The 22,339-nt window shown below is 54.1% G+C and carries 17 protein-coding genes and 1 riboswitch; of the genes, 11 read left to right on the forward strand and 6 right to left on the reverse strand.

Annotated elements, in window-relative coordinates; genetic code table 11:
* Positions 1-90: 90 nt before the first annotated feature.
* Genes ACLJTG_RS20560 through ACLJTG_RS20570 form a run of 3 tightly spaced genes read left to right on the forward strand, consistent with a single transcriptional unit; the run spans position 91 to position 3,587 of the window.
* Complete coding sequence (locus ACLJTG_RS20560) at positions 91-2,388, forward strand: formate C-acetyltransferase (protein WP_000149707.1); 2,298 nt, start codon at positions 91-93, stop codon at positions 2,386-2,388.
* Positions 2,354-3,232, forward strand: coding sequence for a [formate-C-acetyltransferase]-activating enzyme (locus ACLJTG_RS20565; protein ID WP_000171724.1), 879 nt, complete (start codon positions 2,354-2,356; stop codon positions 3,230-3,232). Before ACLJTG_RS20560 ends, ACLJTG_RS20565 begins: the two co-directional genes overlap by 35 nt.
* A gap of 1 nt (position 3,233) precedes the next feature.
* Positions 3,234-3,587 (forward strand): PTS fructose-like transporter subunit IIB, encoded by a 354-nt coding sequence (locus ACLJTG_RS20570; protein ID WP_000290522.1) that lies wholly within the window; start codon positions 3,234-3,236, stop codon positions 3,585-3,587.
* Here ACLJTG_RS20570 and ACLJTG_RS20575 read toward each other — a convergent pair.
* The 4 genes from ACLJTG_RS20575 to argE all read right to left on the reverse strand — a co-directional run bounded on the left by ACLJTG_RS20575 (position 3,574) and on the right by argE (position 10,701).
* On the reverse strand, positions 3,574-4,425 hold the full coding sequence (locus ACLJTG_RS20575) for a helix-turn-helix transcriptional regulator (protein ID WP_001523749.1): 852 nt from the start codon (positions 4,423-4,425) through the stop codon (positions 3,574-3,576). The genes ACLJTG_RS20570 and ACLJTG_RS20575 overlap by 14 nt on opposite strands.
* 160 nt (positions 4,426-4,585) lie before the next feature.
* Complete coding sequence (locus ACLJTG_RS20580; RefSeq protein WP_198898371.1) at positions 4,586-6,319, reverse strand: phosphoethanolamine transferase CptA; 1,734 nt, start codon at positions 6,317-6,319, stop codon at positions 4,586-4,588.
* A gap of 210 nt (positions 6,320-6,529) precedes the next feature.
* Positions 6,530-9,181 carry a phosphoenolpyruvate carboxylase gene (ppc, locus tag ACLJTG_RS20585; RefSeq protein WP_001005548.1) on the reverse strand — a complete coding sequence of 884 codons (2,652 nt, stop codon included), beginning with the start codon at positions 9,179-9,181 and terminating at the stop codon, positions 6,530-6,532.
* Between the two features lie 368 nt (positions 9,182-9,549).
* Positions 9,550-10,701: an acetylornithine deacetylase gene (argE, locus tag ACLJTG_RS20590; protein ID WP_000800208.1), complete on the reverse strand. Its 1,152-nt coding sequence runs from the start codon at positions 10,699-10,701 to the stop codon at positions 9,550-9,552.
* Positions 10,702-10,789: 88 nt separating this feature from the next.
* Between argE and argC the strand changes: the two genes are divergently transcribed.
* From argC to oxyR, 4 genes are all read left to right on the forward strand, one after another.
* Positions 10,790-11,794 carry an N-acetyl-gamma-glutamyl-phosphate reductase gene (argC, locus tag ACLJTG_RS20595; protein WP_000935335.1) on the forward strand — a complete coding sequence of 335 codons (1,005 nt, stop codon included), beginning with the start codon at positions 10,790-10,792 and terminating at the stop codon, positions 11,792-11,794.
* A gap of 7 nt (positions 11,795-11,801) precedes the next feature.
* Positions 11,802-12,578, forward strand: a complete 777-nt coding sequence (gene argB / locus ACLJTG_RS20600; protein WP_001575262.1) for an acetylglutamate kinase — start codon at positions 11,802-11,804, stop codon at positions 12,576-12,578.
* A 117-nt stretch (positions 12,579-12,695) separates the two neighbouring features.
* Entirely contained in the window at positions 12,696-14,072 is a 1,377-nt protein-coding gene (argH, locus tag ACLJTG_RS20605; protein ID WP_001230051.1) for an argininosuccinate lyase, read from the forward strand.
* Positions 14,073-14,357: 285 nt separating this feature from the next.
* The gene (gene oxyR, locus ACLJTG_RS20610; RefSeq protein ID WP_001025919.1) at positions 14,358-15,275 is read left to right on the forward strand and encodes a DNA-binding transcriptional regulator OxyR; all 918 of its coding nucleotides are present in this window, start codon (positions 14,358-14,360) and stop codon (positions 15,273-15,275) included.
* Here oxyR and sthA read toward each other — a convergent pair.
* The gene (sthA, locus tag ACLJTG_RS20615) at positions 15,258-16,658 is read right to left on the reverse strand and encodes a Si-specific NAD(P)(+) transhydrogenase (protein ID WP_001120791.1); all 1,401 of its coding nucleotides are present in this window, start codon (positions 16,656-16,658) and stop codon (positions 15,258-15,260) included. The genes oxyR and sthA overlap by 18 nt on opposite strands.
* Before the next feature lie 198 nt (positions 16,659-16,856).
* Here sthA and fabR point away from each other — a divergent pair, with 198 nt between their 5' ends.
* Both fabR and ACLJTG_RS20625 read left to right on the forward strand, forming a co-directional pair.
* On the forward strand, positions 16,857-17,492 hold the full coding sequence (gene fabR / locus ACLJTG_RS20620) for an HTH-type transcriptional repressor FabR (protein WP_000971958.1): 636 nt from the start codon (positions 16,857-16,859) through the stop codon (positions 17,490-17,492).
* A 15-nt stretch (positions 17,493-17,507) separates the two neighbouring features.
* Positions 17,508-17,867: a YijD family membrane protein gene (locus tag ACLJTG_RS20625; protein ID WP_000813837.1), complete on the forward strand. Its 360-nt coding sequence runs from the start codon at positions 17,508-17,510 to the stop codon at positions 17,865-17,867.
* Between the two features lie 46 nt (positions 17,868-17,913).
* Here ACLJTG_RS20625 and trmA read toward each other — a convergent pair whose 3' ends face one another.
* Complete coding sequence (gene trmA / locus ACLJTG_RS20630; RefSeq protein WP_000186967.1) at positions 17,914-19,014, reverse strand: tRNA (uridine(54)-C5)-methyltransferase TrmA; 1,101 nt, start codon at positions 19,012-19,014, stop codon at positions 17,914-17,916.
* A gap of 114 nt (positions 19,015-19,128) precedes the next feature.
* Positions 19,129-19,322: riboswitch (cobalamin riboswitch) on the forward strand.
* Between the two features lie 65 nt (positions 19,323-19,387).
* On the opposite strand from trmA, the gene btuB reads away from it, so the two are divergent.
* Both btuB and murI read left to right on the forward strand, forming a co-directional pair.
* Positions 19,388-21,232, forward strand: coding sequence for a TonB-dependent vitamin B12 receptor BtuB (gene btuB / locus ACLJTG_RS20635; RefSeq protein WP_000591403.1), 1,845 nt, complete (start codon positions 19,388-19,390; stop codon positions 21,230-21,232).
* Complete coding sequence (murI, locus tag ACLJTG_RS20640; protein ID WP_000201805.1) at positions 21,177-22,028, forward strand: glutamate racemase; 852 nt, start codon at positions 21,177-21,179, stop codon at positions 22,026-22,028. The genes btuB and murI overlap by 56 nt, the downstream gene beginning before the upstream one ends.
* Positions 22,029-22,339: the final 311 nt, after the last annotated feature.

Raw genomic sequence — 22,339 nt, forward strand, 5'->3', positions numbered from 1 at the left:
TGCCCGATGGCGCAAGTTTATCGGGCCTGCTCACAGGCCCGATAAGAGATTTATGCCGCCATCCGGCGCTCGTGTCCACAGGAGCTCCTCATGACCCATCGTATTCAACGCCTCAAAGCCGCTCTGTTTCAGAATCACCGTGAAATTTCTCTGGAGCGCGCGCTGCTTTATACCGCCAGCCATCAGCAGACGGAGGGCGAACCGGTCATTTTGCGCCGCGCCAAAGCGACGGCGTATATCCTTGAACATGTTGAAATTTCGATTCGTGACGAGGAGCTGATTGCCGGAAACCGAACCGTTAAGCCGCGCGCGGGTATTATGTCGCCGGAAATGGACCCGTATTGGCTGCTTAACGAGCTGGATCGGTTCCCGACGCGTCCGCAGGACCGTTTTGATATCAGCGAAGAGGATAAGCGCCTCTATCGTGAGGTTCTATTCCCGTACTGGGAAAAACGGTCGATGAAAGATTTTATTAACGGGCAGATGACCGATGAGGTGAAAGCCGCCGTCAGCACCCAGATTTTTAGCATTAACCAGACGGATAAAGGGCAGGGGCATATCATTATTGATTATCCACGCTTGCTCAATAACGGGCTGGGTGAACTGGCGGCGCAGATACGCGCGCGCTGCGAGCAACAGCCGGAAAACGACTTTTATCAGGCCGCTCTGTTGTTACTTGAGGCATCGCAACGCCACATCCTGCGTTATGCCGTGCTGGCGGAACAGCAGGCGGAGCGCTGCCCGGACGCTCGTCGTCGTCAGGAACTGCTCACCATTGCCGCCAATTCGCGGCATAACGCGCAGCACAAACCACAGACGTTCTGGCAAGCATGTCAGCTGTTCTGGTACATGAACATTATTTTGCAGTACGAGTCCAACGCCAGTTCGCTGTCGCTCGGGCGCTTCGACCAGTACATGCTGCCGTTTTATCAGACTTCGCTCACTCAGGGCGACGATCCGGCGTTCCTGAAAGAGTTGCTCGAGTCGCTGTGGGTGAAATGCAACGATATCGTGCTGCTGCGTTCCACCAGTAGCGCGCGCTATTTTGCCGGTTTCCCGACGGGTTACACCGCGCTGCTGGGCGGATTGAAGGAAAGCGGACGCAGCGCGGTAAACGTGCTCTCTTTTCTCTGCCTGGATGCCTACCAGAGCGTGCAGTTGCCGCAGCCGAATCTCGGCGTGCGCACTAACGCGCTGATTGATACGCCGTTCCTGCTCAAGACCGCCGAGACCATTCGCCTCGGTACCGGCATTCCACAGATTTTCAATGACGAAGTGGTGGTTCCCGCGTTCCTTAACCGTGGCGTGTCGTTGGAGGATGCGCGCGATTATGCGGTGGTGGGATGTGTTGAGCTGTCGATTCCGGGCAGAACCTACGGGCTGCATGACATCGCCATGTTTAATCTGCTGAAAGTGATGGAAATCAGCTTGTATGAAAATGAGGGCAACGACACTCTTACTTATGAGGCGTTGCTGGCGCATATTCGCGCCAAAATCAGTCACTACATTACACTAATGGTAGAAGGCAGCAATATTTGCGATATCGGCCATCGTGACTGGGCGCCGGTGCCGCTGCTCTCTTCGTTTATCAGCGACTGCCTGGAGAAAGGGCGAGACATCACCGACGGCGGCGCGCGCTATAACTTTTCGGGCGTACAGGGCATCGGTATCGCCAACCTGAGTGATTCCCTTCATGCGCTCAATGGGCTGGTATTCGATCAGCAGCGCCTGAGTTTTGATGCGCTGCTGTCGATCCTGAAAAACAACTTCGCCACGCCAGAAGGGGAAAAGATCCGCGCCAGGCTTATCAACCGCTTCGAAAAATATGGCAACGACATTGATAATGTCGATAACATCAGCGCCGAACTGCTGCGGTATTACTGCAAAGAGGTGGAAAAATACCAGAATCCGCGCGGCGGCCAGTTTACGCCGGGTTCATACACGGTTTCCGCGCATGTGCCGCTGGGAGCGGTGGTCGGCGCGACACCGGACGGGCGTTTTGCCGGAGAACAGCTGGCGGATGGCGGCCTGTCGCCGATGCTCGGACAGGATATGCAAGGGCCGACGGCGGTACTAAAATCAGTAAGTAAGTTGGATAACACGCTGCTGTCGAACGGTACGTTGCTGAACGTGAAGTTTACTCCTGCGACTCTGGAAGGAGAGGCGGGACTGCGCAAGCTGGCGGATTTCCTGCGCGCGTTTACCCAGCTCAAACTGCAGCACATCCAGTTTAATGTGGTGAATGCCGACACATTGCGCGAAGCGCAGCTACGGCCTCAGGATTTCGCTGGGCTGGTGGTGCGCGTGGCGGGCTACAGCGCCTTCTTTGTCGAGCTGTCGAAGGAGATTCAGGATGACATTATTCGCCGCACCGCGCATCAGTTGTGAGGTTGTGGGGGCGCGCGATGAGGAGACCGCGCGTATCTTCAATATCCAGCGCTATTCGCTGAATGACGGGCAGGGGATTCGTACGGTGGTCTTTTTTAAGGGCTGTCCGCATACCTGTCCGTGGTGCGCTAATCCGGAATCTATCTCGCCGCGCATTGAAACGGTGCGCCGGGAAAATAAATGCCTGCGTTGCACGCCGTGTCTGCGGGATGCCGACGAATGTCCTTCCGGCGCGTTTGAGCGTATTGGGCGTGATATTACGCTGGATGAACTGGAACGCGAAGTGCTGAAAGACGACATCTTCTTTCGTACTTCCGGCGGCGGGGTGACGCTTTCTGGCGGCGAAGTGCTGATGCAGGCGCCGTTCGCCACGCGCTTCTTACAGCGATTGCGGCGTTGGGGCGTTCCTTGTGCTATTGAAACGGCTGGCGATACGTCGGCCAGCCGTCTACTGCCGTTGGCAAGGGCGTGTGATGAGGTATTGTTTGATCTGAAAATTATGGATGCGGAGCGGGCGCGCGAGGTGATCAACATGAATCTGCCGCGCGTACTGGAGAATTTACGGTTACTGGTTAGCGAGGGAATCACGGTGATCCCTCGTTTGCCGTTGATTCCTGGCTTTACGCTTAACGCAGAGAATCTGCAGTGCGCGTTAACATTGTTGAGATCATTAGGAATAAAGCAGGTTCACCTGCTACCGTTTCATCAGTACGGCGAGCCGAAATACCGGCTGCTTGGAAAATCATGGATGATGAAAGATATTCCCGCGCCGTCGGTGCAAGAGATCGCTCTGTTTCGGGAGATGGCGGAGCAAGCAGGATTTCAGGTCACCACAGGAGGTTAATATGGCAGTACCTGTACGGCATCTGGTGGCAGTGACCGCCTGCGTGAGCGGTGTAGCGCATACCTATATGGCTGCTGAACGGCTGGAAAAACTTTGCCAGCAGGAGAAGTGGAGCATCAAGATTGAAACCCAGGGGGCACTCGGTACAGAGAACCGCTTAACGGAAGAGGATATCCGCCGTGCCGATGTCGTGTTGCTCATTACCGATATCGAGCTGGCGGGCGTGGAGCGATTTACCCGGAGTCGCTATGTCCAGTCGGGGATCAGCGCTTTTTTGCGGGAGCCACAGCGGGTAATGAGCGCTGTGCGTAAACTCCTTTCCGCGCCGCAACATACCCACCTTATCCTGGAGTAATCTGCTTTTCCGTTAGCTGGCTGTGATACTGGCGGCGATACTCCGACGGCGAGCGTTCCGTATTTTTGCGAAACAGGCGGCAGAAATAGTTACTGTCGACAAAGCCGCAGCGGTGCGCCACCTCTTTCACTTTCAGGTCATAACCCTTCAGCAACGTTTTGGCGTGTTCCAGTCGCGTATGGTTCAGGTATTCGTTAAAGCCGATGGCCCCCGTTTTCTGGAACAGGTGCGAGAGGTAATTTGGCGAGATATAAAACGCTTGTGCTACCGATTCGCGCGTCAACGGCGCGGCGTAGCGTTCATCAATATACTCCCGAATGGCTTCAAAAAGCGCGCGGCTGCGGGAGGCAGTCTGGATTTGGCTGCCGAGCAGATCGCGGCAATGGCTTAGTAGGCTGGCGACAATCAATCTGGCCGTTTGCTGCTCTTGCGGCTGCATCTGCATCTCATTAAGCGTTTGTAACAGGAACGAGCCGATACGCGGGCCACGGCGCGCAACGTGCTGTTTCGTGAGGTTTTGATGCTGCTGACCGTTCCAGTGGACCACGCTGAAACCTAACTGCTGTTTGCCAAACAGAATGCTCAGGGTGGTGACGGGCGTTTGCCATTGCGGGATGTTCCAGCCGCCAGCCGGAACGTAGAGAACATCGCAAGGAATGAGCGGGGCGGTAATGCTCATGTCAGTAAGCTCGCCCTCCAGCACAATCTCCAGCCGCGGAAAATCCACCTGGTACGCCAGTTCCGGCGCTGGGCCGCTGGCGCTGGCAAAATAAATCTGGCGCAGCGGCAGCGGGCCGTTGATGAGACGGGAGAGAAGGTGGCTGACGTCGTGATACATGATAATCCCCTGCCGATCGCAAACAGAGGAAACAGTAACGTCGAAAACCGATGTCCTCAAGCGATTATTGCCGGATAGCGGCGCTTTGCGCCTTATCCGGACTACGGGAGAGAAGCACGCCAGGCCCGATAAGCGTTAGCGTTATCGGGCAACATACAGGCTATTGATTACCGACCTGATCGCCATACGGCAACGTATCATAATCAATCAGCGCGTTTTTCTTATACGGGTTGCCAATCCAGCGCGTGGTCTCTTTGAACTGCGGGTTGGTGATGGAGCGCGTCGGGTCGTAGCCATCATAGGTCAGGCCCGCTAAGTCAGACCAGGTATGGATAAGCTCGGAACTGCTGTACTTACGATCGACATCCTGTGAGAAGTCGCGCGGATGCGCTGCCTGCCATTTCTCTGAGGTCCACAGTAGGAACGGCACCGTATACATATGACGGGTTGGCGAATCTTCGTTTCGTCCCTGCGTCTTATGCGGCGGCGTGTCATACACTTCTTCACCGTGATCGGAGAAGTAGAGCAGGAAACCGTTCGGATCGGTCGCTTTATAGTCCTTAATCAGACTGGCGACAACATAGTCGTTATACAGGTTCGCGTTGTCGTAATCGTTATACGACTCCAGTTCGTCGCTGCTTAATCCCGGCGGAACATGGTCGGTTTTACCATCAAACTTGCCCTGGTTTTCTGGATAGCGGAACTTGTATTTAATGTGCGTTCCCAGCAGATGCACAATAATGAATTTTTTCGGCGCCGGGTCGGCTAACACCGCTTTAAACGGCGCCAGCACGTTGCTGTCATATTCGCGCGCGCTTTGAGTGCGCTGCTGGTTCATATAGAACTGCTTATCAGTCTGCTTAGAGAACACGGTCAGCATGGTATTACGCGCCGTCATCGTCTGCTGGTTAGTGATCCAGAAGGTTTTATACCCGGCCTGTTTCATCATATTCATCAGCGATGGCTTCGTCAGATACCAGTCCGGGTTCTTTTCGTCCGCGAACGTTAGCGCCTGTTGCAGGATCTCAATGGTGTACGGTCGCGAAGTTACCACATTATTAAACACGGTCAGCCCGGGGTCGGTTTTATGCAGCGCGTCCAGTTCCGGCGTGGTTTCGCGCGGATAACCGTACAGACTCATACGGCCACGCTGGGTCGATTCGCCAATCACCAGTACCAGCGTGCGCGGCGCATCGCCGGAGTGGTCCTGGAAGTTAGCCAGCGGCGGCAGGACATCGTTTTCATTCAGCAGTTTATTCAGCGAGGCGAGCTGTAAACGGTACTGATAGTAGCCAGTAATAAATTGCCACGGCGCGGCGGGCTCCATTCGTGATGCCAGGCTATCCAGCGTTTTCTCCATCGACTTATGCTTGATAAAGGTATTCATCGCGATGGGATGGAGGATCAGCCCGTACAGCAGGGCAAACGACACCAGATAACGCCAGGGGGATGGAATATAAACCGGGCGCAGACGTGTCCACAGCAAAATCGCCGCCACCGTATAAGCCAGCGCGACAAGAACAATTTTCAGACTGAAATATTGGCTTAAATATTCGCTGGCTTCATTGGCGTTGGTTTCAAACATCACAAACAGCACGCTTTGCGAGAACTCCTGCCCGTAGATTACGTAATAGCTCAGCGCCGCCAGCGAGGCGGCCCAGAGTACGACGCCAATAACGGCAGCAATAACCCGGATGCGGCCTGGAAACAGAAAGACCGGGATCAGCCACAGTGAGCTGTACAGTAGCGAATCCCGCAGACCGTTTGTCCCGCTGTATCCGGTGAGATAAATAATGGCCTGCAGGAGGGTGGAAAAGAACCAAAAGTAGAGCAGTGCCCAGCCCAGGGCTTTCCAGCTAAACGCGGGTTTAGTCTGGAGTAATGTGGATTGCATAATGAGAGCCTGTCTTTAATCGTAGCGCCAAACGTAACGCCTGAACCTTAAAAGAATCTGAAGCAAACCTGCTTTATGCCGCACGTTTTGCTAAGAAAGATTTACAAATGCATAAAATGCAGACAGGAATATATTGAAAAAATGACGAGGATGACAGCAGTATTTCATGCCGCCCCCACATAACTGCGTGAGAGCGGCTCTCTTTTTGCGTTAGCCGGTGTTGCGCATACCGGCGGCGACGCCCGCAATCGTGACCATCAACGCCTGTTCGACGCGAGGATCGGGCGATTTGCCCTGCTCTTCAGTCAGACGGGAACGATACAGCAACTCGGCCTGCAACACGTTTAATGGATCGGTATAAACGTTTCTTAACTGAATGGACTCCGCAATCCACGGTAAGTCGGCCATCAGGTGCGAATCGTTGGCAATCGCCAGCACCACTTTAATGTCTTCTTCCAGCAGGTCTCGTAGCTCTTTGCCCAGCGGCCATAGCGTTTTCGCCACCAGACGCTGATCGTAATAGTCGGCCAGCCACAGGTCGGCTTTCGAGAACACCATTTCCAGCATCCCAAGACGCGTGGAGAAGAACGGCCAGTCGCGGCACATGGCTTCCAGTTCGCTTTGTTTACCGTCTTCCACCACTTTTTGCAGCGCAGTACCCGCGCCCAGCCAGGCTGGCAGCATCAGGCGGTTTTGCGTCCAGGCGAAGATCCACGGAATCGCGCGCAGCGATTCGACGCCGCCAGTTGGACGACGTTTCGCCGGACGTGAGCCGAGCGGCAATTTGCCCAACTCTTGCTCCGGCGTCGCGGAGCGGAAGTACGGTACAAAGTCTTTATTTTCGCGCACGTAGCCGCGGTAGGTTTCACAGGAGATGACGGAAAGCTCATCCATAATATGACGCCAGCTGTCTTTCGGTTCCGGCGGCGGCAGCAGGTTTGCTTCCAGAATTGCGCTGGTGTAGAGCGAAAGGCTGCTGACGGTGACTTCCGGCAGGCCGTATTTGAAGCGGATCATCTCGCCCTGCTCGGTCACGCGCAGACCGCCTTTCAGACTGCCTGGCGGTTGCGAAAGCAGTGCCGCGTGGGCTGGCGCGCCGCCACGGCCAATAGAGCCGCCGCGGCCGTGGAAGAGAGTGAGCTCGATGCCGGCTTTTTCACAGGTTTTGATCAGGGCGTCCTGCGCCTGATACTGCGCCCATGACGCGGCCATAACGCCGGCGTCTTTCGCCGAGTCGGAGTAGCCGATCATGACCATCTGCTTACCCTGAATCAGTCCGCGATACCAGTCGATATTCAACAACTGGGTCATCACGTCGTCGGCATTGTTCAGGTCGTCGAGGGTTTCAAACAGCGGCGCGACCGGCATGGCAAAGCCGATACCTGCCTCTTTCAGCAGCAGATGCACAGCCAGCACATCAGACGGCGTTTTCGCCATTGAAATTACGTAGGCGGCGATCGATCCTTTAGGCGCTTCGGCAATAACCTTGCAGGTTTCAAGCACTTCGCGGGTATCGTTGCTCGGCTCCCAGTTACGCGGCAGCAGCGGACGTTTGGAGTTCAGCTCGCGGATCAGGAAGGCCTGCTTGTCGGCTTCCGACCAGCTTTCGTAGTCGCCAATACCGAGGTAGCGGGTAATTTCGCCCAGCGCTTCGGTATGGCGGGTGCTCTCCTGACGGATATCAATACGCACCAGCGGTACGCCGAAACACTTCACGCGGCGGAGCGTGTCGAGTAACTCGCCGTTGGCGATAATGCCCATGCCGCAGGCCTGTAACGACTGGTAGCAGGCGTACAGAGGTTCCCAGAGCTGCTCGTTTTGCGTCAGCAGGCCAGCCGGTTTGGGCAGCTTCTCGCCTTTCAGACGCGCTTCCAGCCAGGACTGGGTCGCCATCAGACGGGCGCGCAATTTTTTCATCAGGTAGCGATACGGCTCAGACGCGCCTTCTTCGCCCACTAACGCCAGCAGCTCCGGCGTGGCGTCGACCATCGACAGTTCTGATACCAGAACATGAATGTCTTTCAGGAACAGATCGGTGGCTTTCCAGCGGCTTAACAAGAGTACGTGGCGGGTGATATCCGCCGTCACGTTCGGGTTGCCGTCACGGTCGCCGCCCATCCAGGAGGTAAAACGTACCGGCACAAAATCCACCGGCAATTTGTAGCCGAGATTTTCTTCCAGCTGTTCGTTCAGTTCACGCAGATAGTTAGGTACGCCCTGCCACAGGCTGTTCTCAACCACGGCGAAGCCCCATTTGGCTTCATCCACCGGGCTTGGACGCTGCTTGCGGATCTCATCCGTATGCCAGGATTGGGCAATCAACTGGCGCAGGCGACGCATCACCTGGTGACGTTCGTAGTCGGCGATATCGGTATTATCAAGCTGTTTCAGACAGTTGTTGATTTCACCCATCTTGTGAATAAGCGTACGGCGGGTAATCTCTGTCGGATGGGCGGTTAACACCAACTCCAGAGACAGCGACTCTACCGCTTTTTTGATGGTTGCGTCGTTGAGGTCCGGTTGGTTTTTCAGTTTACGCAGAGTGCGGGCAATCACTTCCGGGTTGCTGGCGGCTTCGCCTTTTGGCGAAATGCTGTGGTATTGCTCGGCAGTATTGGCCAGGTTCAGGAACTGACTAAACGCGCGCGCAACTGGCAGCAGCTCGTCATTAGACAAATTTTGTAGCGTGGTGAGCAGCTCCTGGCGATTAGCTTCATTGCCGGCGCGTGAAGATTTGGATAGCTTACGGATTGTTTCTACGCGATCAAGAATGTGTTCTCCCAGCGCATCCTTGATGGTTTCTCCCAGCACCTTGCCGAGCATACTGACATTACTACGCAACGCGGAATATTGTTCGTTCATATGACCCCAGACACCCCATCTTTAATGTAATTGCCCTGTCTCTTTCACGCCACAGCGGCGTTGGCTGCTCTCGCCCTTATGCCAGTTCTGCGGAATGGGCTCGTTTGCCGCCTTGCTGTGACGTGAAATTTTTCGGACTTTGCTTTTTAGCCGTCTTTTATAAAGCCACGTAAAACCCGTGGCGTCAATTACTGCGAAATCGGTTCAGCAAACGAAAAAATGGCGGTAATTTATTAAAGTTAATTCGCATCGTGCCAAATAAGAAATGCTTATGAACATGTGGCGTAGAGATGCCGGATGGCGCTGCGCTTATCCGGCCTACAAGACGGGGGAGGCCCGGTAAACATCACGTCACCGGGCAATATGCATTAATGCCAGCAAAAATGGTGTACTACCTGGGTAATCAATTCCCGGGTTGGCTTAATAAAACGCGTTTCGAGATATTCATCCGGCTGATGCGCCTGATTAATTGAGCCCGGACCAAGCACCAGCGTTGGGCATAATGTCTGCATAAACGGCGCTTCAGTACAGTAGTTCACCACGTCGGTTTTTGTTCCCAACAGTTTTTCTACTACTTCAACCAGTTGGTGGTCCGGTGGACACTCGTAACCTGGAATCGGCGGATGTAATTCCGCCACCGTCAGGCGGCCCGGCCAGCGTTCGCTTACCGGGGCCAGCGCGTCGTTAAGCAGTCCATTAAGGTCGTTTAACGTCATGCCCGGCAGTGGACGAATATCCATATGCAATTCGCAGCAGGCGCAGATACGGTTTGAGGCATCGCCGCCGTGAATATGGCCCAGATTCAGCGTTGGATACGGAACGGTAAACGCCTCGTAGTGATACCGCGCTTTCAGCGAGTCACGCAGTTGCATGATATGGCCAATCGCATCGTGCATCAGTTCAATGGCGTTAACCCCACGCGCCGGGTCGCTGGAATGACCGGACTGCCCCAGGACGCGAACGACATTAGAGATATGCCCTTTGTGCGCGCGTATCGGTTGCAACGACGTCGGTTCGCCAATGATCGCGCAGTCCGGACGTAATGCCGTGGTTTCGGAAAAATAACGCGCCCCCGCCATGCTGGTCTCTTCATCGGCGGTCGCCAGAATGTAGAGCGGCTTTTTCAACTTTGTGACGTCAACGTCACGTAGCGCGTCCAGAATAAAAGCGAAGAAGCCTTTCATATCCGCAGTGCCCAGGCCATAGAGCTTATTGTCATGCTCGGTCAGCGTGAACGGGTCGCGCGTCCAGCGTCCGTCATCAAAGGGAACCGTGTCGGTATGGCCGGTCAGCAGCAAACCGCCCGCGCCATGTCCGGTGCTGGCGAGCATATTAAATTTGTTTCGCGTTCCTGGAACCGGTTGAACCTCTACGTTGAAACCAAGATCGCTGAACCAGCCTGCAAGCAAAGTGATTAAAGACGCATTACTTTGATCCAGGGATTCTTCGGTTGCGCTTATCGACGGTGTGGCAATCAAAGCGCGGTAAATCTCGATAAATGGCGGTAAAACGTTTTTCATTGTTGACACACCTCAGGTCATGATAGTATCAATATTCATGCATTAATTATGAATAAAAATACATTAACGTTGAGCATAAAGGAACCCGATGTTGAATACGCTGATTGTAGGCGCTAGCGGTTATGCGGGCGCAGAGCTTGTAAGCTACGTAAATCGCCACCCACATATGACCATAACCGCTTTGACCGTCTCAGCGCAAAGCAATGATGCAGGAAAGTTAATTTCTGATTTACATCCGCAGTTAAAAGGGATTGTCGACCTGCCATTGCAACCGATGTCGGATGTACGTGACTTTAGCGCAGATGTTGATGTGGTGTTCCTGGCGACAGCGCATGAAGTGAGCCACGATCTGGCGCCGCAGTTTTTACAGGCCGGATGCGTCGTATTCGATCTTTCCGGCGCGTTTCGGGTAAACGATCGCGCCTTCTATGAAAAATATTACGGATTTACTCATCAGTATCCTGAGCTGCTGGAGCAGGCGGTGTACGGTCTGGCGGAGTGGAATGCCGATAAACTGAACACGGCGAATCTGATTGCGGTTCCTGGTTGCTATCCAACCGCAGCGCAGTTGTCGCTAAAACCGCTGATTGACGGCGGGCTTCTGGATCTGACGCAGTGGCCGGTAATTAATGCCACCAGCGGGGTGAGCGGCGCGGGGCGCAAAGCGGCAATTTCGAACAGTTTCTGTGAAGTGAGTCTGCAACCGTATGGCGTGTTTACGCATCGTCATCAGCCGGAAATCGCCGTCCATCTGGGCGCGGAGGTCATCTTCACCCCGCATCTGGGGAATTTTCCGCGCGGGATTCTGGAAACCATTACCTGCCGCCTGAAAGCGGGAGTAACCCATGCGCAGGTCGCCGACGTGTTGCAAAAAGCCTATGGCGACAAACCGCTGGTGCGCCTGTATGACAAAGGCGTTCCGGCGTTAAAGAACGTCGTCGGGCTGCCGTTCTGCGATATTGGTTTTGCCGTCCAGGGCGAACATCTGATTGTGGTGGCAGCCGAAGACAACTTGTTGAAAGGCGCAGCGGCGCAGGCAGTACAGTGCGCTAATATTCGTTTTGGCTTCGCTGAAACGCAGTCTCTTATTTAAGGGTGAAATGATGAATCCATTAATTATCAAGCTGGGTGGCGTATTACTGGATAGCGAAGAGGCTCTGGAACGTCTTTTTACCGCGCTGGTCAACTATCGTGAGTCCCATCAGCGTCCGCTGGTGATTGTTCATGGCGGCGGTTGCGTGGTGGATGAGTTGATGAAAGGACTGAATTTGCCCGTGAAAAAGAAAGACGGCCTGCGCGTGACGCCTGCCGATCAGATTGGCATCATTACCGGCGCGCTGGCGGGAACCGCTAACAAAACTCTGCTGGCCTGGGCGAAGAAACACCATATCGCCTCTGTTGGTCTGTTTCTGGGCGATGGCGACAGCGTAAACGTGACTCAACTCGATGAAGCGTTAGGCCACGTCGGGCTGGCGCAGCCGGGGTCGCCGAAGCTGATTAACATGCTGCTGGAAAACGGCTTTCTGCCGGTGGTCAGCTCCATTGGCGTAACAGACGACGGTCAACTGATGAACGTCAACGCCGATCAGGCGGCAACCGCGCTGGCGGCGACGCTGGGGGCCGATCTGATCCTGCTTTCCGACGTGAGCGGTATTCTGGACGGTAAAGGCCAGCGTATCGCCGAAATGACGGCGTCCAAAGCCGAGCAGCTTATCGACCAGGGCATTATTACCGACGGGATGATTGTGAAAGTGAATGCGGCTCTCGATGCTGCGCGGGCGCTGGGTCGCCCGGTGGATATCGCTTCCTGGCGTCATGCGGAGCAACTGCCGGCGCTGTTTAACGGTACGCCGATTGGCACGCGTATTCTGGCTTAACTATTTGTTCGCCCGATGGCGGCTGCGCCTTATCGGGCCTGCGTGAACAGAAATTATAGGCCGGATAAGCGTAGCGCCATCCGGCAGTGAAATTCGAAGAATTTAAGGAAGTCTATTATGGCACTTTGGGGTGGGCGTTTTACACAGGCGGCAGACCAGCGGTTTAAACAATTCAATGATTCGTTGCGCTTCGATTACCGTCTGGCAGAGCAGGATATTGTCGGTTCTGTGGCCTGGTCTAAAGCATTGGTCACGGTAGGCGTACTGACTGCCGATGAGCAACGACAGTTGGAAGAAGCGCTGAACGTGTTGCTGGAAGAGGTTCGCGCGAATCCGCAGCAAATCCTGCAAAGCGATGCGGAAGATATCCATAGCTGGGTGGAAGGTAAGCTCATCGACAAAGTGGGTCAGTTGGGTAAAAAGCTGCACACCGGACGCAGCCGTAACGATCAAGTGGCGACGGACCTGAAACTGTGGTGCAAAGAGACGGTGAGGGAACTGCTTACCGCTAACCGCCAGTTACAGAGCGCGCTGGTGGAAACCGCGCAGGCGAACCAGGACGCGGTAATGCCGGGATATACCCATCTGCAACGCGCGCAGCCAGTGACTTTCGCCCACTGGTGTCTCGCGTATGTCGAAATGCTGGCGCGCGATGAAAGCCGCCTGCAGGACACGCTTAAACGTCTGGACGTGAGTCCGCTAGGCTGCGGCGCATTGGCGGGCACGGCCTATGAAATTGACCGTGAACAATTGGCAGGCTGGCTGGGCTTTACCTCTGCGACCCGCAACAGCCTGGACAGCGTGTCCGATCGTGACCACGTACTGGAACTGCTTTCTGATGCGGCTATCGGCATGGTGCATCTGTCACGCTTCGCGGAAGATCTGATTTTCTTTAATTCTGGTGAAGCGGGCTTTGTAGAGCTTTCTGACCGCGTGACTTCCGGTTCATCGTTAATGCCGCAGAAGAAAAACCCGGACGCGCTGGAGCTGATTCGCGGTAAGTGCGGTCGCGTACAAGGGGCGCTAACCGGCATGATGATGACTTTAAAAGGTCTGCCGCTGGCGTATAACAAAGATATGCAGGAAGACAAAGAAGGGCTGTTCGATGCGCTCGATACCTGGCTTGACTGCCTGCATATGGCGGCGTTGGTGCTGGACGGTATTCAGGTGAAACGCCCACGTTGTCAGGACGCGGCGCAACAGGGGTATGCCAACGCCACGGAGCTGGCGGATTACCTGGTCGCGAAAGGCGTGCCGTTCCGCGAAGCGCACCATATTGTTGGCGAAGCGGTGGTAGAAGCTATTCGCCAGGGTAAGCCGCTGGAAGCGTTGCCGCTGGCCGATTTACAGAAATTCAGCCGCGTGATTGGCGACGATGTGTATCCGATATTGTCTTTGCAGTCGTGTCTGGATAAACGGGCGGCAAAAGGCGGCGTTTCTCCGCTGCAGGTGGCGCAGGCCATCAACGATGCGAAGGCGCGCCTCGCGTTGTAGGCCTTATAAGCGTAGCGCCATCAGGTAATACTGCCCGGCCGAGCATCAGCGACGCCGGGCTTTTTTACGCGAAAAAAAAAGCGGACCAGAGGTCCGCAAAAGTTCACGTTGGCTTTAGTTATTTCGGGTTCGAGAGATACCCTCTGAACGGGTGGTGTCTTCAAGGGTTAAACGAGAAACCGCTCCGTTCTGTGATGTATTATTAATCAGAAAGGTTGATAGGGATAATCGTTCGTTGCTATGCTACCTATCGCCATGAACTATCGTGGCGACGGAGGATGAATAATGAATATTCGTGATCTTGAATATCTGGTGGCGTTAGCCGAACATCGCCATTTCCGGCGAGCGGCGGACTCCTGTCACGTCAGCCAGCCAACCCTTAGCGGGCAAATACGCAAGCTGGAAGATGAGCTGGGCGTTATGCTGCTGGAGCGTACGAGCCGTAAGGTGCTGTTTACCCAGGCGGGCTTACTGCTGGTGGATCAGGCGCGTACCGTACTGCGTGAGGTCAAGGTGCTCAAGGAGATGGCAAGCCAACAAGGCGAGACGATGTCCGGCCCGCTGCATATTGGTTTAATCCCAACAATTGGTCCCTATTTGCTGCCGCTTATCATTCCAATGTTGCACCAGACTTTCCCGAAGCTGGAAATGTATCTGCATGAGGCGCAAACGCATCAGTTGTTAGCGCAACTCGATAGCGGCAAGCTTGACTGCGCTATTCTGGCGCTGGTGAAAGAGAGCGAGGCGTTTATTGAAGTGCCGCTGTTTGATGAGCCCATGATGCTGGCTATTTATGAGGATCATCCGTGGGCGAATCGCGATCGCGTGCCGATGTCCGATCTGGCGGGCGAGAAATTGCTGATGCTGGAAGATGGCCACTGTCTGCGCGATCAGGCGATGGGGTTCTGTTTTGAAGCGGGAGCGGATGAAGATACCCATTTCCGGGCGACCAGTCTGGAAACGCTGCGCAACATGGTGGCGGCGGGCAGTGGTATTACACTACTCCCCGCGCTGGCCGTACCGCAGGAGCGTAAGCGCGACGGCGTGGTTTATCTGCCATGCATTAAGCCGGAGCCGCGTCGTACCGTGGGGCTGGTTTATCGCCCGGGATCGCCGCTGCGTAGCCGTTATGAGCAACTGGCAGAGGCCATCCGTGGCGCAATGGATGGCCATTTCGACAAGGCGTTAAAACAGGCGGTTTAAGCCGTTCAACGCCGCAACCCGATAAGCTTCCGCCATGGTTGGGTAGTTAAAGGTGGTGTTAACGAAGTATTCAATGGTGTTACCGCCACCTTTCTGCTCCATGATTGCCTGGCCGATATGAATAATTTCGGCGGCGCGTTCGCCAAAGCAGTGAATCCCCAGAATTTCTTTGGTTTCGCGGTGGAAGAGAATTTTTAGCGTGCCGACGTTCATGCCGACGATTTGCGCTCGCGCCAGATGCTTAAACTGCGCGCGGCCCACTTCGTAAGGCACTTTCATTGCCGTTAACTGCTGCTCGGTTTTGCCGACAGAACTGATTTCCGGAATGGTATAAATCCCGGTGGGGATATCTTCGATAAGATGCGCGGTCGCTTCGCCTTTCACCAGCGCCTGCGCTGCAATACGCCCCTGATCGTAAGCGGCGGAGGCCAGACTGGGATAGCCAATCACGTCGCCCACCGCATAGACGTGCGGCAGGGCGGTCTGGTACATACTGTTGACTTTGAGCTGTCCACGGCTGTCTGTTTCCAGACCAATATTCTCCAGCGCCAGCGAATCGGTGTTACCGGTACGGCCATTAGCATAGAGCAGGCAGTCAGCCTTCAGTTTTTTGCCGGATTTCAGGTGCATGATGACGCCATCATCGCAGCCTTCGATTTTCTCATACTCTTCATTGTGGCGAATAACCACGCCGCTATTCCAGAAATGGTAAGAGAGAGAGTCGGACATCTCCTGATCGAGAAAGGCCAGCAGGCGATCGCGGGTGTTGATCAGATCCACTTTCACATCCATACCGCGGAAGATGGACGCATATTCGCAGCCGATAACGCCGGCGCCGTAAATAATAACGTGGCGCGGTTCATGGTGGAGACTCAGGATTGAGTCGCTGTCATAAATGCGCGGATGCGAGAAATCCACATCACTGGGATGGTAAGGACGCGAACCACAGGCAATAACAAATTTTTCTGCCGTCAGGGTTTCAACCGTGCCGTCATGGCATTCCAGCGCCAGGGTATGTTCGTCAATAAAATGGGCGTTGCCCTGCAATATTTCACAGTGGTTACGCTCATAAAACCCCTGACGCATACGCGTTTGTTGATTAATCACGTTATCGGCATGATTAAGGATGTCGGCGAAAGAAGAACGAAGGAGACGGGAGTGGTCGCTATAGAGCGGGTTTTGATTAAATTCAATAATGCGGCTGACGGCGTGGCGAAGGGCTTTGGATGGGATGGTGCCCCAGTGGGTACATCCGCCGCCAACGTTATGATAACGCTCAATCACCGCGACGCGTGCTCCTTGCTTAACCAGACCCATTGCAGCGCCTTCACCGCCGGGGCCTGACCCTATGACGACTGCATCATAATCCCAGGAATGTGGCATGGTATTACTCACCTGTTTTTATACATAAAATAAACACTATGATAACATTTGCCCAGCTTTAACCCAATTATCGTTGTGCTTTTTTGCGAAGCCGGAGCACAAACTGTCTGTAAACAATCATTCACAATCCAGTGTGAACCCGTTACTTTTATTCTCTGGTATAGTGCCGAATAAGGCATATGGAAGGATTCAGACATTGTGATGGGTGTTAGAGCGCAACAAAAAGAAAAAACCCGGCGTTCGCTGGTGGAAGCCGCATTCAGCCAACTGAGCGCTGAGCGGAGTTTTGCCAGCCTGAGTTTGCGTGAGGTGGCGCGTGAAGCGGGCATTGCGCCAACGTCGTTTTACCGTCATTTTCGCGATGTCGATGAACTCGGTCTGACGATGGTGGATGAAAGCGGTCTGATGCTGCGTCAGTTGATGCGTCAGGCGCGACAGCGCATCGCGAAAGGCGGCAGCGTCATTCGCACGTCGGTCTCCACATTTATGGAGTTTATCGGCAACAACCCCAACGCCTTCCGTCTGTTGTTGCGCGAGCGTTCCGGCACTTCAGCGGCGTTTCGTGCCGCCGTCGCGCGGGAGATTCAGCATTTTATTGCGGAACTTGCCGACTATCTGGAACTCGAAAACCATATGCCGCGCGCGTTTACTGAAGCCCAGGCCGAAGCGATGGTGACTATTGTCTTTAGCGCGGGCGCAGAGGCGTTGGACATCGGCGCTGAACAGCGTCGGCAATTAGAAGAGCGGCTGGTATTGCAACTGCGCATGATTGCGAAAGGGGCGTATTACTGGTATCGCCGTGAGCAAGAGAAAATAGCACATCATTCCGAATAACGTGAAGGACGAGTAATGAAACAGTCAGGTCAAGATAAAGGTACGCTGTTGCTGGCGCTCATCGCTGGCTTATCGATTAACGGCACATTCGCGGCGCTGTTTAGCGCTATTGTGCCGTTCTCCGTATTCCCGGTTATCTCGCTGGTGCTGACGGTATATTGCCTGCATCAGCGCTACCAAAATCGTACTATGCCGGTAGGTTTGCCGGGGTTGGCCGCCGCTTGTTTCATTCTTGGCGTTTTACTGTATAGCACCGTCGTGCGTGCAGAATATCCGGATATTGGCTCTAATTTCTTCCCGGCGGTGCTGTCGGTGATTCTGGTATTCTGGATTGGCTTTAAACTGCGTAACCGCAAGGAGGACACCGCGGAATAGTGTGCGAATGCCGGATGGCGGTATAACCGGCCATCCGACGTACATTTTACCTTGCGGTGAGTAATACCCCGCATTCCATATGATGTGTATACGGGAACTGATCGAATAGCGCCAGGCGAGACACCGTGTGCGTCTGGCTTAACGTTTCCAGGTTTTTGCACAACGTTTCCGGATTGCAGGAAATGTACAGAATACGTGGATAAGCCTGCACCATTTTTTCCGTTTCGCTGTCCAGACCGCTGCGCGGCGGATCGACAAAAATGGTTTCGCACTGATAGCCCTTCAGGTCGATCCCCTGCAGGCGGTTAAACTCACGAACGCCATTCATCGCCTGGGTAAACTCTTCCGCCGCCATGCGAATAATTTGCACATTATCAATATGATTAGCGGCAATATTGTACTGTGCGGCAGCGACGGACGGTTTGGCGATTTCGGTTGCCAGCACGCGGTTAAAATTGCGCGCCAGCGCTAAAGAAAAATTGCCGTTGCCGCAATACAACTCAAGCAGATCGCCTTTTGAGTCTTTCGTCACCTCCAGCGCCCACTCTAACATCTGAATATTCATGGCGGCGTTTGGCTGCGTAAAGCTGTTTTCGACCTGGCGGTAGATCATCTCTTTACCTGCCACAGGCAGACGCTCATCAATATAATCCTGATCCAATTCGATTTTAGTTTTAGTGGCCCGGCCAATCAGGTGTACGTTCAGACCTTGCGCGCGTAAAGCATCGCGTAACGCAGTGGCGGCTTCACGCCACTCTTCGTCCAGCTTCTTATGGTACAGCAACGACACTACCGCCTGGTTGCTCAAGGTCGTGAGATAATCGATCTGGAACAGCTTATGCCGCAGTGCATGATTATCGCGCACGCCGGCAATCATCGCCTTCATTAAGGTATTAATCAGTTGGCTGGCCGCCGGGAAGGTGTCAACGCGAATCCGGCTTTTGGTCTGCTGATCAAACATAATGTGGTACAGGTCATCGCCGTCATGCCACAGGCGAAATTCCGCACGCATACGATAGTGACTGACCGGCGAGCGAAATACTTCCGGAACCAGGTCAGAAAACGGCGCCATCATACTCTGCAAGCGCGCCACTTTTTCGGCTAGCTGCGCCTCATACTGTTCTGTCGGAAGATGTTCGGGGGTCATATCGCATCCTGAATAATAAAAGTACGCGGGGATTGTAGGGATTGCTCAGTGGATGTCCAGCTATTGATGATTTCTGATTTGTGATGCGCGGTCTGGACAGGGTGTTGTGACAGACGGTAGCATCCGTGGGCCGGTCCTGTGAGTTAATAGGGAATCCAGTGAAAATCTGGAGCTGACGCGCAGCGGTAAGGAAAGGTGAGATGAGAGCGTAAGCAGACACTGCCTCCGGCGGGAAGTCATCATTTCTGCTATCCAGCCAACGGATAACCCTCCAAGCCCGAAGACCTGCCGGCTAACGTCGCATCTGGTTTTTCATCATCGCGTACTATCGATGAAGCCTGCGGCATCCTTCTTATATTGTGGATGCTTTACAATGATTAAAAAAGCTACGCTGCTGACGGCGTTCTCCGTCACGGCCTTTTCCGCTTGGGCGCAGGACACTAGCCCGGATACCCTGGTTGTCACCGCCAACCGTTTTCAGCAGCCGCGCAGCGCGGTTCTGGCGCCCGTTACCATCGTGACGCGTCAGGATATTGAACGCTGGCAATCGACCTCCGTAAATGATGTTCTGCGCCGTTTGCCTGGCGTCGATATTGCGCAGAGCGGCGGCGCCGGACAAAACTCCTCCATTTTCATTCGCGGCACCAACTCCAGCCATGTACTGGTATTGATTGACGGCGTGCGTCTGAATTTAGCAGGCGTGAGCGGGTCCGCCGATCTCAGCCAGTTCCCGGTGTCGCTGGTACAGCGCATTGAATATATTCGCGGTCCGCGCTCCGCTATTTATGGTTCCGATGCTATCGGCGGCGTAGTGAATATCATTACGACGCGCGATAACCCAGGCACAGAATTAACCGCTGGATGGGGAAGCAATAGCTACCAGAATTACGACATCTCGACGCAACAGCAACTTGGCGAAAACACGCGGGCGACGTTGATCGGCGATTACGAATACACCAAAGGGTTTGACGTGGTAGCGAAAGGCGGTACCGGGATGCAGGCGCAGCCTGACCGGGACGGCTTTTTGAGTAAAACGCTTTATGGCGCGTTAGAGCATACCTTTTCTGATCGCTGGAGCGGATTCGTGCGTGGTTATGGCTACGATAACCGTACCGATTACGACGCCTATTACTCGCCGGGCTCGCCGCTGATTGATACACGCAAACTTTATAGCCAAAGCTGGGACGCCGGGCTGCGCTTTAATGGCGAACGTATTCAGTCTCAGCTGGTTTCAAGCTATAGCCACAGTAAAGATTACAACTATGATCCGCACTATGGCCGGTATGATACCTCCGCCACGCTGGATGAGATGAAACAGTACAATGTTCAATGGACCAACAGTGTGGTCGTGGGGCACGGTAATGTTGGGGCGGGCGTAGACTGGCAGAAACAGACTACCACGCCAGGTACCGGCTATGTGCCCGAGGGATATGACCAGCGTAATACCGGGGTTTACCTGACAGGATTACAACAGTTGGGTGACTTCACTCTGGAAGCGGCGGCGCGCAGTGATGACAACTCCCAGTTTGGTCGTCATGGTACATGGCAAACCAGCGCGGGATGGGAGTTTATAGAAGGTTATCGCTTTATTGCCTCCTACGGAACCTCCTACAAAGCGCCTAATTTGGGCCAACTGTATGGTTATTACGGTAATCCGAACCTGAATCCTGAAAAGAGTAAACAGTGGGAAGGCGCATTTGAAGGGCTCACCGCTGGCGTCAGCTGGCGTATTTCAGGTTATCGTAACGATATTAATGACATGATCGATTATGACGATCATCTGCAAAAATATTACAACGAAGGTAAGGCGCGCATTAAAGGTATTGAGGCGACGGCGAATTTCGATACCGGACCGTTAACGCATACGGTCAGTTATGATTACGTTGATGCGCGTAATGCGATTACCGATACGCCATTACCCCGGCGTTCCAAACAGATGGCAAAATATCAACTTGACTGGGACGTTTACGATTTTGACTGGGGGGTGACATATCAATACCTTGGTTCCCGCTATGATTCGGATTACTCCGCTTACCCATACCGGACAGTAAAAATGGGCGGCGTCAGTTTATGGGATCTTACGGTTGCATATCCGGTCACCTCACATCTGACAGTTCGTGGTAAAATAGCCAACCTGTTCGACAAAGATTACGAGACAGTTTATGGCTACCAAACTGCAGGACGAGAATACACCTTGTCTGGCAGCTACACCTTCTGAACCACGTCCCACCGTGCTGGTATTTGATTCCGGCGTCGGTGGATTGTCGGTCTATGATGAGATTCGGCGGCTCCTGCCGGATCTCCACTATATATATGCTTTCGATAACGTGGCGTTCCCCTACGGGGAAAAGAGCGAAACGTTTATCGTCGAGCGCGTTGTCGAGATTGTGACTGCGGTACAGCAGCGCTATCCCCTTTCACTGGCGGTGATTGCCTGCAATACCGCCAGTACGGTCTCACTTCCCGCATTACGTGAAAAGTTTGCCTTCCCGGTGGTGGGCGTTGTGCCTGCGATTAAACCAGCGGCGCGGCTGACCGCCAATGGCGTCGTCGGGCTACTGGCGACGAGAGCGACGGTCAAACGTCCTTATACTCACGAGCTGATTGCGCGCTTCGCTAATGAATGTCAGATAGCGATGTTGGGGTCGGCAGAACTGGTGGAACTGGCGGAAGCTAAATTACATGGCGATTCGGTATCGCTGGAAGAACTGCGCCGCATATTACGTCCATGGCTACGAATGCCGGAGCCGCCTGACACGGTCGTTCTGGGGTGTACGCATTTCCCTCTATTACGGGACGAGCTTTTGCAAGTCCTGCCCGAAGGGACGCGGTTAGTGGATTCCGGCGCGGCGATAGCGCGTCGTACAGCCTGGCTGTTGGAACATGAAGCGCCGGATGCGAAATCAACCGATGCCAATATTGCTTATTGCATGGCAATGACGCCAGGAGCTGAACAATTATTACCCGTTTTACAGCGTTATGGCTTTGAAACGCTCGAAAAACTGCCGGTTTAATGGCGTTTTGGGTAAATACCAGGCACTTGAGAAATTATTTTAAATTTCCTCTTGTCAGGCAGAAATAACTCCCTATAATGCGCCACCACTGACACGGAACAACGGCACACAGGCCGCCGGGTCAGCGGGGTTCAGACCAGAACCTCACGGAGAAAAGCGAAAATAAACGCTTGACTCTGAAGCGGGAAAGCGTAATATGCACACCCCGCGCCGCTGAGAAAAAGCGAAGCGGCACTGCTCTTTAACAATTTATCAGACAATCTGTGTGGGCACTCGAAGATACGGATTCTTAACGTCCTCGGACGAAAAAT

This window comes from Salmonella sp. SAL00672 (genome assembly GCF_046552175.1).
GTDB classification, from domain to species: Bacteria; Pseudomonadota; Gammaproteobacteria; order Enterobacterales; family Enterobacteriaceae; genus Salmonella; species Salmonella enterica.